Origin of the sequence: Rhodoferax sp., from assembly GCF_014859475.1 — a bacterium.
Classification (GTDB): Bacteria; Pseudomonadota; Gammaproteobacteria; order Burkholderiales; family Burkholderiaceae_C; genus Rhodoferax.
Window position 1 is genome coordinate 1 of the sequence record NZ_JACUUE010000046.1, and the last position, 16,285, is coordinate 16,285.

Here is a 16,285-nt window from a genome sequence, read left to right on the forward strand (position 1 = left end):
GCACCGATGCCATTGAACCTAGATTCCTCAGTTGACCGCTTGAAAACTTCGATAAGGCATTGAACTGATTAGAAAAAGTGACTTCGATCGCGTTCACCTTTTGGGTGAAAGCGCTACGCGTCCGAGAGGGCCGCTGGCAGCGTGCCTGGGGTCGTTGCTTCTCCTTGCGGGCAGTAGCCCGCTGCGTCGTCGCGCCTACCCAGACACGCCACCAGCAGCCCACTCGGACGCGTCCAACTGAGGAATCTAGGTTGAAACCGCGCAACTGCCGGGCTGGTGGGCGGGCGTCGAGCAACTGAGCAACCGCACCGCCAGCGTGTACCTGCGCGCCTTGCTCCTGACAGGCGCACGCAAGGAAGAATTGGCCGGGCTGACCTGGGCGCATGTTGATTTTCAGTGGCGCAAGCTGACCATTGCCGACAAGGTGGAGCAGACCCGCACCATCCCCCTCACACCCTACCTGGCGCAACAGTTGGCAACCCTGAAGCGCATCAATGAATTCGTGTTTGCCAGCAGCGCCAAGGCCGGCAAGATAAGTGACGCGCGCTCCAACCATGCCAAGGCACTTCAAAGCGCCGGGATCGACCACCTGACCATCCATGGCCTGCGCCGCTCGTTTTCGCTGCTGGGCGAAGCTGCCGGCGCGCCTGCCGGTGCCATTGTGCAAATCATGGGCCACAAACCCAGCGCCACCGCAGAGCCGGGCAAGCTGCGCGTGGTGGCCGGTTGACTTGGTTAATTTATGCCAATACAATAAATACAGCAATGAAGCTCACATTCGAGCCAGTCAGGAAAGGACGCTGTATGCCAAAAACTATCACTAAGCCCACCGGCTCAGACTGGGCGCGCGTCAAGCGTGAAACCGCCGCTGATGCCCCCATTGATGACCAGACCGGGCCATACGACCCGAATGATCCAGCCGCAACCGCTGCTTACTGGCAACAGGCAACCATCACCCGGGGCCGTGGCAGGCCGCCCGTGGCCGTCAAGCGCCCGACATTGAACATGCGTGTGGATGCCGACGTGCTGGACGCATTCAAGGCAACCGGGCCGGGCTGGCAAACCCGCATCAATGCCGTGCTGCGTGACGCTGTAGCGCATGGCGTGAAGAAATCACCGCAGCCATGAAGATGCACAACCCCGCACACCCTGGCGAACTGCTATTGGGCTGGCTTGACGACCTAAACGTGAGCGTGACCGCTTTTGCGGCGCACATCGGCTTCAGCCGTGTCATGCTGTCGCGCGTGCTGCACGGTCATGCGGCCGTATCGGCCGACATGGATTTGCGCCTGGCTGAGGCGCTGGGCACCACACCGGGCTACTGGCTGGCGCTGCAAGCCCAGCGTGATTTGTGGCCGGCCGGTGAGACCGCCAAGGAACGCAAGAAGATCAAGCGCGTGGCGGTGCCGGAGTTGGAAGCCGCGTAAAGCAGGAGCAGGCTGCGCCACTTTAAAACACTCACTGTCCCCATCAATATTCGCAGGCATACACCAGGGCTCGTCCGGAGAATCTGTGGGTAGATATGGAGAGTTTTGAGGCTAATGCGGGGGTTTCAGGGCACCGGCTATCGCGCCCGCCGTGGACAAGTCACCTGACGCACAGGCAACCGGGCATCAAGCCCCCGCATCTTCCTCCCTGATGCGGCTCGCAAGAGTTAAGACCCAGCCATTGTGCTGGGCTTTTTTTGAGGGGCGCGGTGTTTGCGTGATTGTCACGAAACCATGAGCATGACAATCGCTGGCGCTGGCGCTGGATTTGGTACGAAACCGCGTACCGCAGTCTGTAAACAGTCTGTAAACGCACAAAAGAGAAAGGGTTCACTGCAAAGTTAATAGCAATGAACCCTTATCAATAGTGGTGCCGGAGAGATGAATCGAACACCCGACCTTCTCATTACGAATGAGCTGCTCTACCGACTGAGCTACACCGGCTTGGAAAGATGGCAATTATAGCGGTCGGTTTATGGCTCGCTGTGGTAGCGGGTGACGCGCTCCACCTCGTTTTTGGAGCCCATGAAAACGCTGACACGCTCGTGCAGTTTGGTGGGGGTGATGTCCATGATGCGGCGCTTGCCGTCGGTGGCCACGCCGCCGGCCTGTTCGATCAGCCAGCTCATGGGGTTGGCCTCGTACATCAGGCGCAACTTGCCTGGTTTTTCGGGCTCGCGCTTGTCCCACGGGTACAGAAAGATGCCGCCACGGGTCAGGATGCGGTGCACGTCGGCTACCATGCTGCCAACCCAGCGCATGTTGAAGTCTTTGCCGCGTGGGCCGTCTTTGCCTTGCAGGCATTCGTCGATGTAGCGGGTGACCGGTGCCGCCCAATGGCGCTGGTTGCTCATGTTGATGGAAAATTCCTGCGTGTCGTCGGGCACACGCAGGTTCTCTTGGGTCAGGATGAAGGAGCCCTGTTCGCGGTCCAGCGTGAACACCGCCACGCCGTCACCTACGGTGAGCACCAGCGTGGTTTGCGGGCCGAACACACAGTAGCCGGCGGCCACCTGATGGGTGCCAGGCTGCAAAAAGTCTTGTTCTGAAACGCCCACGCCTTCGGGTTTGACCAGCACGCTGAAGATGGTGCCGATGCTGACGTTCACGTCGATGTTGCTGGAGCCATCCAGCGGGTCGAACATCAGCAGGTATTCGCCCTGCGGGTAGCGGTTGGGCACCACGTAGATACCTTCCATTTCCTCGCTGGCCATGGCGGCCAGGTGGCCACCCCATTCGTTGGCCTCGATCAGCACCTCGTTGGCGATGATGTCGAGTTTTTTCTGCATTTCGCCCTGCACGTTCTCGCTGCCGGCGCTGCCCATCACATCACCCAGGGCGCCTTTGTTGACCGCCTGGCTGATGCGTTTGCAGGCACGTGCCACCACTTCGAGCAACAGGCGCAATTGCGAGGGAATGTGACCTTCAAGGCGCTGCTGCTCGACCAGATAGCGCGTCAGGGATGTTTTTTTGGGCATATTCTTCTCCTCGATGTTGTTGTTCAGTCGGCCAACGCGCGACTGACCACCTCGCGCACGTCGTTGCTCAGGTCAGATTTGGCAGCGACGCGCTTGAGGGCTTCACAGGCGGCGTTGCGGTAGGGTTCGACCAGTTTCTTCCAGCGGTCAAGCGCGCGTGCCAGGCGCGCGGCCACTTGCGGGTTGATGGCATCGAGCGCCAGCACCTGGTCGGCCCAAAATACATAACCCGCCGCATCGGTGCGGTGGAAAGCGCCCGGGTTGGCGCTGCAATAGCTGAAGATGACGCTGCGGGCGCGATTGGGGTTGCGGATGTTGAAGTCGGGGTGCTTGAGCAATTGGCGTACCGCCGGGAGCACCTGGCCGCCTCGGTCGGTGCAGCCGGCCTGCAGCGCAAACCATTTGTCAAGCACCAGTTCCTCGGCCTTGAACAGGCTGTGAAAACGCGCCAGCGCGGGCGTGGCCAGCGCATGACCGGTGTGCACCAGTGCGCTTAAGGCATTGAAGCGGTCGGTCATGTTGTCGGCATCCTTGAAGCGCTGGTAGGCCTTGCCGGGCCAGACCGTATCGCCCGAGCGGCGTGCGGCCAGACAAAGCATTGACAAGGCCAGGCCGGCGAGCGCACGGCGCCCGCTCGACAGGGTGTCGGGGCGGTAGCCGCCGTTTTGGCAATGCGCCTCATAAGCCCACTGCCAGTCGGCGGCGAGTTCGCTGGCCAGTTGTTCGCGCATGGCTTCACGCACCGCGTGAATGCGCTGCGGATCGACCAGGTCGAGCTGCTCGGCAATGTAGCTTTCTGACGGCAGCGTGAGCACCAGCTCCTTGAAGGCGGCGTCCAGCGTGGGGTGGCGCAGCACCGAGCGCATGGCCGCGATGGTGGCGTCGTCCAGGCCTTCAGTACCCGTTGTAACGGCATCCGCAGCTATTGAGGCTATCGCGCAGCGCAAGGCCAGGCGCTGGCTGGCTTCCCAGCGGTTGAACGGGTCGGGGTCATTGGCCAGCAGCGTCAGCAGTTGCGCGTCGGTGTATTCAAAATCGACAATCACCGGGGCGCTGAAACCGCGCAGGATCGACGGCACGGGTTCCTCAAGCACGTTCTCGAACGTGATCGACTCAGCGGCCTGGGTCATGACAAACAAGTGGCTGTCGCTTGCAGCCGCTGAACTGCCTTGCAACTGCAAGGGCAGGGCGGCACCGCTGCTGGCGCCGACCAGCCCCAGGCTGACCGGGATCACAAACGGTTCCTTGGCCTCCTGGCCGGGCGTGGCCGGGCAGCTTTGGGCAAAGCTCAGTGTGCAGGTTTGAGCTGCCGCATCGTAGTGCGTGGTGGTGGCCAGACGGGGCGTGCCGGCCTGGCTGTACCAGCGCTTGAACTGCGGCAGCAATTTTGACAAGGCCGAGTCCGGGTTGGCATCGGCGATGGCCTGGGCAAAGTCATCACAGGTCACGGCGCTGCCGTCATGGCGGGCAAAGTACAGCGTCATGCCCTTGGCAAAACCTGCCCTGCCCACCAGGGTTTGCATCATGCGCACGACCTCGGCGCCTTTTTCGTAAATGGTGACGGTGTAGAAGTTGTTGATCTCGATGTAGCTGTCGGGCCGTACCGGGTGCGCCATCGGGCCGGCATCTTCGGGGAACTGATTGGTGCGCAGCACGCGCACGTCTTCGATGCGTTTGACGGCGCGGGCTGAAGGCTCGGCGCACAGGTCCATGCTGAACTCCTGGTCGCGGAAAACGGTCAGGCCTTCTTTCAGGCTGAGCTGGAACCAGTCGCGGCAGGTGATGCGGTTGCCGGTCCAGTTGTGGAAATACTCGTGACCGACCACGCTTTCGATGTTGGCAAAGTCGATATCGGTGGCGGTGGCCTGGTTCGCCAGCACGTACTTGGTGTTGAAGACGTTGAGGCCCTTGTTTTCCATCGCGCCCATGTTGAAGTCGCTGGTGGCCACAATCATGAAGCGCTCCAGGTCCAGCGCCAGGCCAAAGCGGGCTTCGTCCCAAATCACGGAATTGATCAGCGAGGCCATGGCGTGCTCGGTCTTGTCCATGTCGCCGGGGCGAACATAGACCTGCAGCAAATGTTCGCGGCCGTTGCGGGCGGTGATGCGCTGCTCGCGGCACACCAACTGGCCGGCGACCAAGGCGAATAAATAGCAGGGTTTTCTGTGCGGATCCACCCAGGTGGCAAAGTGGCGGCCGTCTTCCAGGTCGCCCTGCTCGGTCAGATTGCCGTTGGAAAGCAGCACCGGGTATTTGGCTTTGTCGGCGCGCAGCGTCACGGTAAAGCTGGCCATCACATCCGGACGGTCCAGGTAGTAGGTGATGCGGCGGAAACCCTCGGCTTCGCACTGGGTAAAGAACGAGTCGTTGCTGACGTACAGGCCCATGAGCTTGGTGTTTTTGGCGGGCGCACAGGTGGTGAAAATTTCCAGCTCGAAGCTGCCCTCAAGAGGCAGGTTTTCCAGCACCAGCTGACCGGCATCGAGCTTGAAGCTGGTGCCGGCGCCGTTGACCAGTACACGCGCCAGATTGAGCTCGTCGCCATCGAGTCGCAGCGCTTGGGCGGGAACGTCGGGGTTGCGGCGCAGCGTCATTTTGTTGAGCACGCGGGTCTTGGCTGCGTCGAGATCAAAGCTCAGGTGAACGGTGTCGATCCAGAACGCCGGGGCGCTGTAGTCCTCGCGACGGATGACCGCAGCGGGGGTATTTGCATCACGAAGTAGCAACATGCAGAGTCTCCAGAAAATTCGAATTTAAGAGTTCATGGTCATCGCGCACGGTGGCGATCAACGCTTCACGGGTCGAAGCACAGGTCACACGCCCTGCTTCAGGGAGGCTTCAATGAAGGGGTCGAGGTCGCCGTCGAGCACTTTTTGCGTGGCCGAGGTTTCGTAGTTGGTGCGCAGGTCCTTGATGCGGCTGTTGTCGAGCACATAAGAGCGAATCTGGTGGCCCCAGCCCACGTCGGTCTTGCCGTCTTCGAGCTTTTGCTGCTCTTCCTCTTGCTTGCGCAGCTCGAAGTCGTAGAGCTTGGAGCGCAAGCGCTGCCAGGCGATGTCGCGGTTGCCATGCTGGCTGCGCCCGTCCTGGCATTGCACCACGATGCCGCTGGGCATGTGCGTCAGGCGCACGGCCGAGTCGGTCTTGTTGATGTGCTGGCCACCGGCGCCGCTGGCGCGGTAGGTGTCCACCCGCACGTCATTTGGGTTGATGGTGATCTCGATCGAGTCGTCAATCTCGGGATAGACAAACACGCTGGCAAAGCTGGTGTGGCGCCCGCCCGACGAGTCGAACGGGCTCTTGCGCACCAGCCGGTGCACGCCGGTCTCGGTGCGCAGCAGGCCGAAAGCGTATTCGCCCTCGACCTTGAACGACGCGCTCTTGATGCCGGCGGTGTCGCCCGGCATTTCGTCCTGGATTTCGGTCTTGAAACCTTTGCGCTCGCAGTAGCGCAGGTATTGGCGCAGCAGCATGCTGGCCCAGTCGCAGGCCTCGGTGCCACCGGCGCCGGACTGGATGTCAACAAAACAGTTGAGCGGGTCGGCCGGGTTGTTGAACATGCGGCGGAATTCCAGGCCCTTGACGATGTCTTCGAGCTTGGCGGCTTCTTCCTCAATTTGAATTAAACCAGCTTCATCGTTGTCCTCTTTGCTCATCTCGAACAACTCGGTGTTGTCAGAGAGTTCGCGTTGCAGGTCGTCAATGGTGACGACCACGCCGTCGAGCATCTTTTTTTCTTTGCCCAGCTCCTGGGCGCGCTTGGGGTCGCTCCAGACGCTGGGGTCTTCCAGGCTGGCGTTAATGGTTCTCAGGCGTTCAAATTTGGCATCGTAGTCAAAGATACCCCCGTAATTCGAGGGTACGGGCGGTCAAACTGCTGAGTTGGGTGCCAAGGGTGTTGATGCGTTCTGCTTCCATGATGCGGTTCCTGATTTTTTGGGATATTGAATAACCGCGTATTTTCTCATGCTGGGGCTAGGCAATGAACCGCTCCAGCAAAGCGGCCACAGCCTGCGGCTGGTCATGGTGCAGCATGTGGCCACATTCGGGCACGGTCACGGTTTCTACCTGTGCCACCGATTTGAGCCGTTCGTGGTGCTGCGCCAGGGTAAATTGACCGCGCCACCAGGCCGTCATGCTGTCATCGGCGGCCTCCACCATCAGCGTGGGCGCAGCAATGTTGCGGAAAACCGCCAGCACTTCATCGACCCGGTACAGTTGTGCGCTGGTGATTTTGTGCGCTGCTTCGCCCAGAATCGTCCATTGGCCGGGCGTGATTTCTGCCGACCAATGGTTGGCGAGCCAGCGTGCCTTGTCCATGCTCAGGTAGCGGTTGTTTTTGGCCAGGCGCGACGCCACGGCGTCAAGCGAGTCGTAAGTTTTGAGCTTCAGGGCGCCTTGATGGAACTGCCTGACCTCGTTCATCCAATGCGTCAGGCGTGCCGGGGCTTGTGTTGGCAAGGTGTCGGGCAAGCCAAAGCCTTCAAGGTTGATCAGGCGGCGAATACGCTCGGGGCGCAAACCCGCGTAAAGCATCGCCACGTTGCCGCCCATGCTGTGGCCGACCAGGTTGACCGGTGTGTCGGGTGCGTAGTGGTCGAGCAGCGCGTCGAGGTCGGCCAAGTAGTCGGGAAACCAGAAGCTGTCGGCGCCGCCGGAGGCGGTCAGGCCAAAGCCACGCCAGTCGGGGGCAATGATGAAATAATCGCGCGCCAGCGCATCGACCACAAACTGGAAGCTGGCCGCCACGTCCATCCAGCCGTGCAGCAGCACCAACGGCGTTTTGCCCGCGCCGGGCTCGCCCCAGCAACGGATGTGGTAGTTGAGTGTGCGAATAGGGACAAACTCGCTATGGGATATTCGTTTGATTGGGTACATTTAGCCGATCATAAGGAGTTAATGCCATGCCAGTCAGTCAAGCCAGCGACAAAGCGGCCGTGCCACAGCCGGGCAGTGTGGTATGTGCCTGGGATTTTCCCGCGGCTTACGCCGGGTTGCACGGCGCCTTTGCCTGGCAGGTGCCCGCCCAATTCAACATGGCACAAGCGTGTTGCGCGCGCTGGGCGGCGCGGGCGGAAACCGCAAAAAATATTGCTGTTCACACCTATCAATCTGGCTCTGAAAGCACTTTCAATACTTTTGCCAAGCTGCAGGACCGGGCCAACCGCTTGTCAAACGTGCTGGTCGGCATGGGCGTGCAGCCCGGAGACCGGGTTGCCATCGTTCTGCCACAGCGCTTCGAGTCCGCCGTGGCCTACATCGCGGTGCTGCAAATGGGCGCGGTCGCGATGCCGTTGTCACAACTGTTCGGCCCTGATGCGCTGGCGTTCCGGTTGCAGGACAGTGCGGCCGTGGTGGCCATTGGCGACGCGCAGACGCTGGCCAATGTGCAGGCGGTGCGCGCCCAATGCCCTGCTTTGCGCAAGGTGCTTGGTGTGGCGCTGGGCCCAAAGGCGCAGCACTTGGCCGACGCGACTTATGCCAAGGCGCTCGGCGCTGCCAGCAACCAGTTTGCCATGGTCGCCACGCGCGCCGACGCGCCGGCTATATTGATCTACACCAGCGGCACCACCGGCAACCCCAAAGGCGCGCTGATGCCGCACCAGGCGCTGATTGGCAACCTGACCGGTTTCCTGTGCAGCCAGAACTGGTTCGGCTTTGATATGGCGGCGCAGGGCGAGCCGGCCAATGGCTTGCGCCAGCTGACCGATCCGGGCCACCTGCCCACGGGGTCCAGCGCCGTCTTCTGGAGCCCGGCCGACTGGGCCTGGACCGGCGGCCTGATGGACGCGCTGTTGCCCTCGCTGTATTTCGGCCGCCCCATCGTGGCGTTCCATGGCCGCTTCAGCCCGCAAGCCGCGCTGGAGCTGCTGCGCGACTGCGGCGTGACGCACACGTTCCTGTTCCCGACCGCGCTCAAGGCGATGATGAAAGCCTACCCCGGCAGCCCTGGCCAAACCGTCAACCAGCAGTTTGACCTGAAGCTGCAGGCCATCATGAGCGCCGGCGAGGCCGTGGGTGACGCGGTGTTTGGCTACTGCGAGGCACAGCTGGGCGTGACGGTCAACGAAATGTTCGGCCAGACCGAGATCAACTACATCGTGGGCAACTGCGCCGCCCTGTGGCCGCCCAAACCCGGCAGCATGGGCATGGGCTACCCTGGTCACCGGCTGGCGGTGATCGACGACCACGGGCATGAGTGCCCTGCGGGCGTGGTGGGTGATGTGGCCGTCAATCGTTATGACATTCACGGCCAGTCCGACCCCATTTTCTTTTTGGGCTACTGGAAAAACGCAGCCTCCACGCTGGCCAAGTTCACCGGTGATTGGTGCCGCACCGGCGACCTGGCGAGCCGCGATGCGCAGGGCTATCTGTGGTACCAGGGCCGCAGCGACGACGTGTTCAAGGCCGCTGGCTACCGCATCGGCCCGGGCGAGATCGAGAACTGCCTGGTCAAGCATCCGGCCGTGGCCAACGCGGCGGTGGTGCCCAAGCCCGATGCGGCGCGCGGCACGGTGGTCAAGGCCTACGTGGTGCTGTCGCCCGATTTCGCCGCGGCTCGTGCCCGCCATGCGGGACCGAAGGCGCGCTTCGATGCGGCCCTGATCGAGCAGCTGCAAGACCACGTCAGGGACAAACTTGCGCCCTACGAATACCCGAAAGAGATCGAATTCATCGAGGCCCTGCCCATGACCACCACCGGCAAGGTGCAGCGGCGTGTGCTGCGGCTGCAGGAAGAGGCGCGGGCCGCCGCGGCAAAGTCCGGCGCAAACCCGTAAACTCCAAATATCGGCCTTGGGGCCTGTTTTTTTGGAGCCTGTATGAAAACCATCCAACTGGGTCAAAGCGACCTGCATGTCACACCCATCTGCCTGGGCACCATGACCTTTGGCGAGCAGGTCGATGAAGCCACCGCCCATGACATTCTGGACCGTTCGCTGGAGCGCGGCATCAACTTCATCGACACGGCCGAGATGTATGCGGTGCCGCCGCGTGCCGAAACGTTCAACGCTACCGAGAAAATCATCGGCAACTGGCTCGACAAACACCCCGGCGCGCGGCAGAAGCTGGTGATCGCCACCAAGGTGGCCGGCCCATCGCGCAGCATGCCGTGGATTCGCGGTGGCAGCGCGGACTTGACGGGCGCTGATATTCTGGCGGCGTGCGATGGCAGCTTGCAGCGGCTAAAAACCGATGTCATCGACCTGTACCAGATTCACTGGCCGGTGCGCTCGGTCCCCGCCTTTGGCGGCATCTATTACCAGCCTGCCAGTGGCAACGAAGGCACGTCCATCCACGCCCAACTGGAGGCGCTGCACACCTTGGTGCAGGCCGGCAAGGTGCGCGCCGTGGGCCTGTCGAACGAAACACCGTACGGCGTGCATGAGTTTGTGCGCCTGGCCGAGCAGTATGGCCTGCCGCGCGTGGCCACGGTGCAAAACCCGTACTGCCTGCTCAACCGCACGGTTGAAAACGGCTTGGATGAAACCATGCATCGTCTGCAGGTGTCGCTGCTGGCGTATTCGCCGCTGGCGTTCGGCTTGCTCACTGGCAAGTACGACGCGCAGGGCCTGACAGGCTCGGACGTGCCTGACCAGGCACGGCTGAAAAAATTTGAATCGTCGCGCAAGCAGCGTTGGGGCCGTCCCGAGGCTTTGGCTGCGGCACGGCGCTACCATGCACTGGCGCGCGAGCACGGCCTGACACCAGTGCAACTGGCGCTGGCGTTTTGTTACACCAAATGGCAGGTGGCCAGCACCATCATTGGCGTCACCTCAGTGGCGCAACTCGATGAATGCCTGGATGCCTGGGGTACCACGTTGCCCGAAGACTTGCTCAAAGCCATCGACGCGCTGCGTTGGGAAGTGCGCGATCCGGCGCAGTAAATTAATTGGAATCTGACCCCAATTAATTGCGGGATGCCAAGCCGCTGGTGGTGCTGACATGAACGCCATGCCGGAACGCGGGTGCCACCTGCACCGCGCACTGGCAAAATAGTGCCCTTCGCCCATCCCCTTGGGTCACCAGGAGTTGATTTGGAATCCATCCCCAGTTTTTTGCCGCTGTTGGCGGTGTTGGCCGCCTACCTGGTCGGGTCGCTGTCGTTTGCGGTCATCGTCAGTCGGGTCATGGGCCTGAGCGACCCGCGCACCTTTGGCAGCAAAAACCCCGGTGCCACCAATGTGCTGCGCTCTGGCAGCAAGGTGGCAGCCGTCCTCACGCTGCTGCTTGATGCTGCCAAGGGCTGGTTGCCGGTGGTGCTGGTCAAGTGGTATGGACAAGCCTATGGCCTGGGCGATGGCACCATGGCGCTGGTGGGGCTGGCGGCATTTTTGGGCCATGTGTTTCCGGTTTATTTGAAATTTGCCGGCGGTAAAGGTGTGGCCACGGCACTGGGTGTGTTGCTGGGTTTTAGCGGCTGGCTGGGGCTGGCCACCGCCTTGATCTGGCTGCTGATGGCGCTGGTGTTTCGCTACTCGTCGCTGGCTTCCATCACGGCCGCGGTGCTGGCCCCGGTGCTGTATGTGCTGGGTGATGGCGGGCTGTGGATCATGAGCAAAAGCGTGGCGCTGTGCGTGGCCGTGATGTCGCTGTTCCTGCTTTACCGCCACGGCGAAAACATCAATCGCTTGATCAAGGGAACAGAATCAAGGCTGGGTAAAAAGGCCGGTACTGATGCGGCTGCGCACGCTGCGGTTCATGGGCGCGCCAAGCATGGCCACCGGCACCCGTCGCAGCTTGATCAAAAATCCAAAAACCCTGGTGATCACCCATGAAACTCTGCATTCTTGAAAACGACACGCTCGATCCCGCGGTCGAGGCGAGCTACATCGGCTACGGCACCATGTTTGAGCGCCTGTTGCGCCAGGCCGGGGCCGAGGGCACCTTTGACATTTTCAACACCGTCAAGGGCGAATACCCGGCCTCGTTCGCGCCTTTTGACGCGGTGCTGCTCACGGGCAGCAAGGCCGATGCCTTTTCACAGGAGCCCTGGGTGCTGACGCTCAAAGGCAAGGTGCAGGAACTCCTTAAAACCAAAAAGAAGCTGATCGGCATCTGTTTCGGTCACCAATTGATCGCGCTGTGCCTGGGCGCCAAAGTGGGCCGCGCGCCACAGGGCTGGGGTGCTGGGCGCATGCAGTACCAATGGCTGGCGCCAGACTTGCCGCAGGCGCAGGGCCGGGAGCAGGTGGCGCTATTGGCCAGCCACCAGGACCAGGTGTTCGACTTGCCCAGCGGCGCCAAACTGCTGGCCACCAGCGACTTTTGCCCGGTGGCGGCGTTTGCCGTGGATGAGCATGTGTTTTGCGTGCAACCGCACCCCGAGTTCGTCGAAGACTACAGCGCTTTTCTGCTCGACAAACGGCGCGCCATGTTGGGCGAGGAAAAGTACCAGGGGTACTCGCAAAGTCTGGCGCAAGGCCACGACGGCCAGGCGCTGGCGCGCATGATGGTGGCGTTCATCAACGGTCAATAAGTTGCCTCTGCGCGCCCAGTTGCAGCAGCAGGTGGTGGTTGACGTGTTCCTGTACCCTTGCCGCGGGCAAGGCGGCGCTGATGGCCGGGCTGCCGTTGGCGCAGGCGTGCAGGCTGGGCGGGCGCATCAGCTGGCCGTTGTCGTTGAGCAAAACGGCCACGTCGGGGCGATTGTCCTGGCTGCCGCGGCGCAGCACCACGCCTTTGGTGCCGTCGTCAAGCTGCACAAACGTGCCGGGCGGGAACAGGCCCACCACGTGCAGCAGCGCCTGGCCCATCAGTTGGGTGTTGCTGTTATTGAGGATGTCCCGGGCAGACTCGGTTGCACTGCGGCCCGCACGCGCGTGCCGCGGGCTGATCAGGGCGCCATAACGGTCAACCACGCCCAGCATCTTCGCCAGGCGCTGGGCCAGCGTGAGCGCGTACTGCGGAAGGTCCGGGGCCTGTCGATGGTGATGCTGTCGCACCGTTTTCAGCCAGAGTTTGTCCCTGATGCCAAGCTTGGCCAACAGCTCGGCACCGCGAGTTTCATGTTCGCGCAGCGCGACTCTTTGTTCTGGTGTTGGCTGTTCGCGTTGGTTCGCCAGTTGGTCCTGCAGCTTTGTCATGGCGATGTTCATGGTCAGCGCGGCATGTACCAGGCTGTCGCGCTCGGTCTGCGGTAATTGAAATTCACCGGCCACCAGATGACACAACACGGCGCACACCAGCGCGTGCGAGGCGCTGTAGCCAGCCGGCGAGTGGCTGGCCAGCTGGAACAGCAGGTACAGCGCCACATCGGTGTCGTACTGGATCAGGTTTTGCATCCAGCGGTCATATTGACGGATGCGTGACTCGAATTCCTGCACCTTGTGCGGGTGACTCAGCAGCATCGCCAGGCCGGCCTCAAGGTCGGACCAAAGACCGAGCAGGTCTTCGTACTCGTCCTCGGATTTCAGGATCAAACTCATGGCGCAGGCGCTGACCGGAACCGTTGCGGGTACTGATTAATCACGAAAGTTGTCAAAGCTCAGCGGAATGTCGGTGATTTCCTTGCGCATCAGCGCCATCGCGGCCTGCAGGTCGTCGCGCTTGGTGCCGCTCACGCGCAACTTGCCGTCCTGAATGGCGGCCTGCACTTTGATCTTGCTGTCCTTGATGATGCGCTGGATTTTTTTGCCGAGCTCGGTCTCGATGCCGTCGCGCACCTTGATCACCTGTTTGACCTTGTCGCCGCCCATTTTTTGCACGTCGCCCTTGTCCAGAAAACGCACATCGACATTGCGTTTGGTGAGCTTGTTGCGCAGGATGTCCTCGATCTGGCTGAGCTGAAAATCAGCGTCGCCGATGAGCGTGATTTCCTTTTCCTTGAGCTCGATGGCAGCTGGTGTGCCCTTGAAGTCAAAGCGGGTGGTGATTTCCTTGGCTGTGTTTTCAATGGCGTGCTTCACATCGACCATGCTGGCTTCGCAAACGGTATCAAAAGAGGGCATAAGGGTTCTCGCTAAATGTTCGACAATGCCGCCATGTTAGTCGAGAAAAATGTTCCCCTTCAGCCATTCAATACTTTTCACATCGTGGCCAAGGCCCATGCGCTGGTGCGCATCCACGATGAATCTGATGTGCGGGCGCTGTTGGCCGATCCCAAATGGGCCGGCAAATCCAAATTTGTGCTCGGTGGTGGCAGCAACATCGTGCTCACCGGCAATGTCAAACCGCTGGTGCTGAAAGTCGAGGTGATGGGCTGCAGGCTGGTGCGGGAAACACCAAAGTTTTTCATCGTGGAAGCTGGCGCGGGTGAAAACTGGCACGACTTTGTGCGCTGGACGCTTGAAGCGGGCTACCCTGGCCTGGAAAACATGGCGCTGATTCCGGGCACGGTGGGCGCCTCGCCGGTGCAAAACATCGGCGCCTACGGTGTCGAGCTGCAAGACCGCTTTGACTCGCTCGACGCCATCGACCTGCAAACCGGGCGGTTGTTTACCCTCAATGCGGCGCAATGTGCATTTGGTTACCGCGACTCGGTGTTCAAACACGCCAGCGCGCCCGATGCCGAGGCGGGGCACCAGGCTTTGGGCTTGAAACACCGGGCGTTGATCTTGCGCGTGCGTTTTGCCCTGCCCAAACCTTGGAAAGCGGTGCTGGGTTATGCCGATATCGACAAAAAAATGGCCGAGCAGGGTGTCAGCCAGCCCAGCGCGCAGCAACTCTTTGACTGGGTTTGTGCCATTCGCCGTGCCAAGCTGCCCGACCCGGATGTGATCGGCAACGTCGGCAGTTTCTTCAAAAACCCCACGGTCACGCCCGAGCAGTGTGTTGACATCATCGCCCGTGAACCCAAGTTGGTGCACTACCTGCTGGCTGATGGCTCGTTCAAGCTGGCCGCAGGCTGGCTGATCGATGCCTGCGGCTGGCGCGGCAAGTCGGTGGGGCAGGCGGGCGTTTATGACAAACAGGCGCTGGTGCTGGTCAACCGCGGGTCGGTGGATGGCAGCGATGCTGCCACGGGTGGCGAGGTGATGACCCTGGCGCGTGCCATCCAGACCAGTGTTTATGAGCGTTTTGGTATCCGGCTGGAGACCGAGCCGGACATTCTTTAACCCCGGGGCAGTGCGCTGTCCCACTTTTGGCGCGTCATCACGGTATGAAAAAAATCATTGTTTTAGGCGGTACCGGCTTCGTCGGTACCCACGTCTGTGAAAAACTGGTGCGCGAGGGCTGGCAAGTTACCGTGCCCACGCGGCGCGGCACCAACGCCAAAGCCGTCAAGCTTTTGCCCGGCCTCACGGTGCTGGAGCTCGACGTGCACGATGAAGCCGCCTTGACCCGTGCCGTGGCGGGGCACGACGCGCTGGTGAACCTGGTGGCAATTCTGCATGGCACGCAGGCCGCGTTCGAGCATGTGCATGTGGCCTTGCCGCAGAAAATGGCCCGCGCCTGTCTGGCCAACGGCGTGGCGCAGGTGGTGCACGTCAGCGCGCTGGGTGCTGATGCGCTGCAACCCGCGCTGACGCCTTCCAGGTACCTGCGCAGCAAAAGCGAAGGCGAGGCGGTGCTGGTGCAGGCGGCCTCCGGTGCTGGTGCAGGCGCCGCAGCCAAGGCGGGTTTTGACTTGAGCGTTCTGCGTCCCAGCGTGATCTTTGGTGCCGAGGACAAGTTTCTGAACGTGTTTGCCAAACTGCAAAAAATGCTGCCGATGGTGCCCTTGGCAGGTGCCGATGCCAAATTTCAGCCGGTGTGGGTGCAAGACGTGGCCACCGCTGTGGTGCGTTGCCTGGCCGGTGCCAGCGCCCAGCCTTCGCCGCGGGTGATCGAGGCGTTTGGCCCGGAAATCCTGACACTGAAACAACTGGTGCAAATCGCGGCCCAGCTCAGCGGCTCGGGCGGCATGGGCCGCTTGGTGATTCCGCTGCCGGGCTGGGCCGCGCGGCTGCAGGCCACCGTGATGGGGCTGGCACCGGGTGAGCCGATGATGAGCCTGGACAACCTGGACTCGATGAAGGTGGACAACGTCGCCACTGGCAAGCACCCCGGGCTCGATTCATTGGGCATCCAGGCAGCGGCCTTGCGGCCGATTGCCAAGCAGTATTTGGGCCGTTAACGTGAAAGAACATCGTCATTGCGAACGCAGTGACGCAATCCATGACCCCAAACTGCATGGACTGCCGCGCTACGCTTTCCATGAACAGCCCCGTCATTGCGAACGCAGTGACGCAATCCATGACCCCGGACTGCATGGACTGCCGCGCTACGCTCGCAGTGACGGCTTCTCTGTTCAAGGTCCGTGTGCGATATCGGGCCGATACGGGTGGCTCGCAGTGACGAAGTCTCTGTTCAAGGTCCGTGTGCGGTATCGGGCCGGGT

At 61.5% G+C, this 16,285-nt stretch carries 15 protein-coding genes and 1 tRNA gene; 9 read left to right on the forward strand and 7 right to left on the reverse strand.

Annotated features, from left to right (window positions below; all coding sequences use genetic code 11):
* The first annotated feature begins 316 nt into the window (after positions 1–316).
* From IBX54_RS06425 to IBX54_RS06435, 3 genes are all read left to right on the forward strand, one after another.
* Positions 317–730, forward strand: coding sequence for a tyrosine-type recombinase/integrase (locus tag IBX54_RS06425; protein ID WP_296541838.1), 414 nt, complete (start codon positions 317–319; stop codon positions 728–730).
* Positions 731–804: 74 nt separating this feature from the next.
* A complete protein-coding gene (locus tag IBX54_RS06430; RefSeq protein ID WP_296541839.1) occupies positions 805–1,128 on the forward strand; it encodes a BrnA antitoxin family protein in 324 nt (107 codons plus the stop codon).
* On the forward strand, positions 1,125–1,427 hold the full coding sequence (locus tag IBX54_RS06435) for a HigA family addiction module antitoxin (RefSeq protein ID WP_296541840.1): 303 nt from the start codon (positions 1,125–1,127) through the stop codon (positions 1,425–1,427). The genes IBX54_RS06430 and IBX54_RS06435 overlap by 4 nt, the downstream gene beginning before the upstream one ends.
* A 428-nt stretch (positions 1,428–1,855) precedes the next feature.
* On the opposite strand, the gene IBX54_RS06440 is transcribed toward IBX54_RS06435, so the two are convergent.
* The 5 genes from IBX54_RS06440 to IBX54_RS06460 all read right to left on the reverse strand — a co-directional run bounded on the left by IBX54_RS06440 (position 1,856) and on the right by IBX54_RS06460 (position 7,843).
* A tRNA-Thr gene (locus tag IBX54_RS06440) sits at positions 1,856–1,931 on the reverse strand.
* Between the two features lie 29 nt (positions 1,932–1,960).
* Complete coding sequence (locus IBX54_RS06445; protein ID WP_296541841.1) at positions 1,961–2,965, reverse strand: class 1 fructose-bisphosphatase; 1,005 nt, start codon at positions 2,963–2,965, stop codon at positions 1,961–1,963.
* 23 nt (positions 2,966–2,988) lie between these two features.
* Complete coding sequence (gene pepN / locus IBX54_RS06450; protein ID WP_296541842.1) at positions 2,989–5,694, reverse strand: aminopeptidase N; 2,706 nt, start codon at positions 5,692–5,694, stop codon at positions 2,989–2,991.
* An 84-nt stretch (positions 5,695–5,778) separates the two neighbouring features.
* Positions 5,779–6,883, reverse strand: a protein-coding gene (prfB, locus tag IBX54_RS06455) for a peptide chain release factor 2 (protein WP_296541843.1) whose coding sequence is annotated in 2 segments (ribosomal slippage) — positions 5,779–6,801 and positions 6,803–6,883 — 1,104 coding nt in all. Because the reading frame shifts where the segments join, the coding sequence is not laid out codon by codon here.
* A gap of 57 nt (positions 6,884–6,940) precedes the next feature.
* On the reverse strand, positions 6,941–7,843 hold the full coding sequence (locus IBX54_RS06460) for an alpha/beta hydrolase (protein WP_296541844.1): 903 nt from the start codon (positions 7,841–7,843) through the stop codon (positions 6,941–6,943).
* A 26-nt stretch (positions 7,844–7,869) separates the two neighbouring features.
* Between IBX54_RS06460 and IBX54_RS06465 the strand changes: the two genes are divergently transcribed.
* From IBX54_RS06465 to IBX54_RS06480, 4 genes are all read left to right on the forward strand, one after another.
* Entirely contained in the window at positions 7,870–9,744 is a 1,875-nt protein-coding gene (locus IBX54_RS06465) for an acyl-CoA synthetase (protein WP_296541845.1), read from the forward strand.
* 42 nt (positions 9,745–9,786) lie between these two features.
* Complete coding sequence (locus IBX54_RS06470) at positions 9,787–10,851, forward strand: aldo/keto reductase (RefSeq protein ID WP_296541846.1); 1,065 nt, start codon at positions 9,787–9,789, stop codon at positions 10,849–10,851.
* A gap of 159 nt (positions 10,852–11,010) precedes the next feature.
* Entirely contained in the window at positions 11,011–11,742 is a 732-nt protein-coding gene (gene plsY / locus IBX54_RS06475) for a glycerol-3-phosphate 1-O-acyltransferase PlsY (protein ID WP_296541852.1), read from the forward strand.
* On the forward strand, positions 11,739–12,443 hold the full coding sequence (locus IBX54_RS06480; RefSeq protein WP_296541847.1) for an amidotransferase: 705 nt from the start codon (positions 11,739–11,741) through the stop codon (positions 12,441–12,443). Before plsY ends, IBX54_RS06480 begins: the two co-directional genes overlap by 4 nt.
* Here IBX54_RS06480 and IBX54_RS06485 read toward each other — a convergent pair.
* Positions 12,430–13,392, reverse strand: coding sequence for an HD domain-containing phosphohydrolase (locus IBX54_RS06485; RefSeq protein ID WP_296541848.1), 963 nt, complete (start codon positions 13,390–13,392; stop codon positions 12,430–12,432). The two genes, IBX54_RS06480 and IBX54_RS06485, sit on opposite strands and share 14 nt — an antisense overlap.
* Before the next feature lie 36 nt (positions 13,393–13,428).
* On the reverse strand, positions 13,429–13,914 hold the full coding sequence (locus IBX54_RS06490; RefSeq protein ID WP_296541849.1) for a YajQ family cyclic di-GMP-binding protein: 486 nt from the start codon (positions 13,912–13,914) through the stop codon (positions 13,429–13,431).
* 33 nt (positions 13,915–13,947) lie between these two features.
* Here IBX54_RS06490 and murB point away from each other — a divergent pair, with 33 nt between their 5' ends.
* Positions 13,948–15,021, forward strand: coding sequence for a UDP-N-acetylmuramate dehydrogenase (murB, locus tag IBX54_RS06495; protein WP_296541850.1), 1,074 nt, complete (start codon positions 13,948–13,950; stop codon positions 15,019–15,021).
* 44 nt (positions 15,022–15,065) lie between these two features.
* Entirely contained in the window at positions 15,066–16,022 is a 957-nt protein-coding gene (locus tag IBX54_RS06500; protein WP_296541851.1) for a complex I NDUFA9 subunit family protein, read from the forward strand.
* The last annotated feature ends 263 nt before the right edge of the window (positions 16,023–16,285 follow it).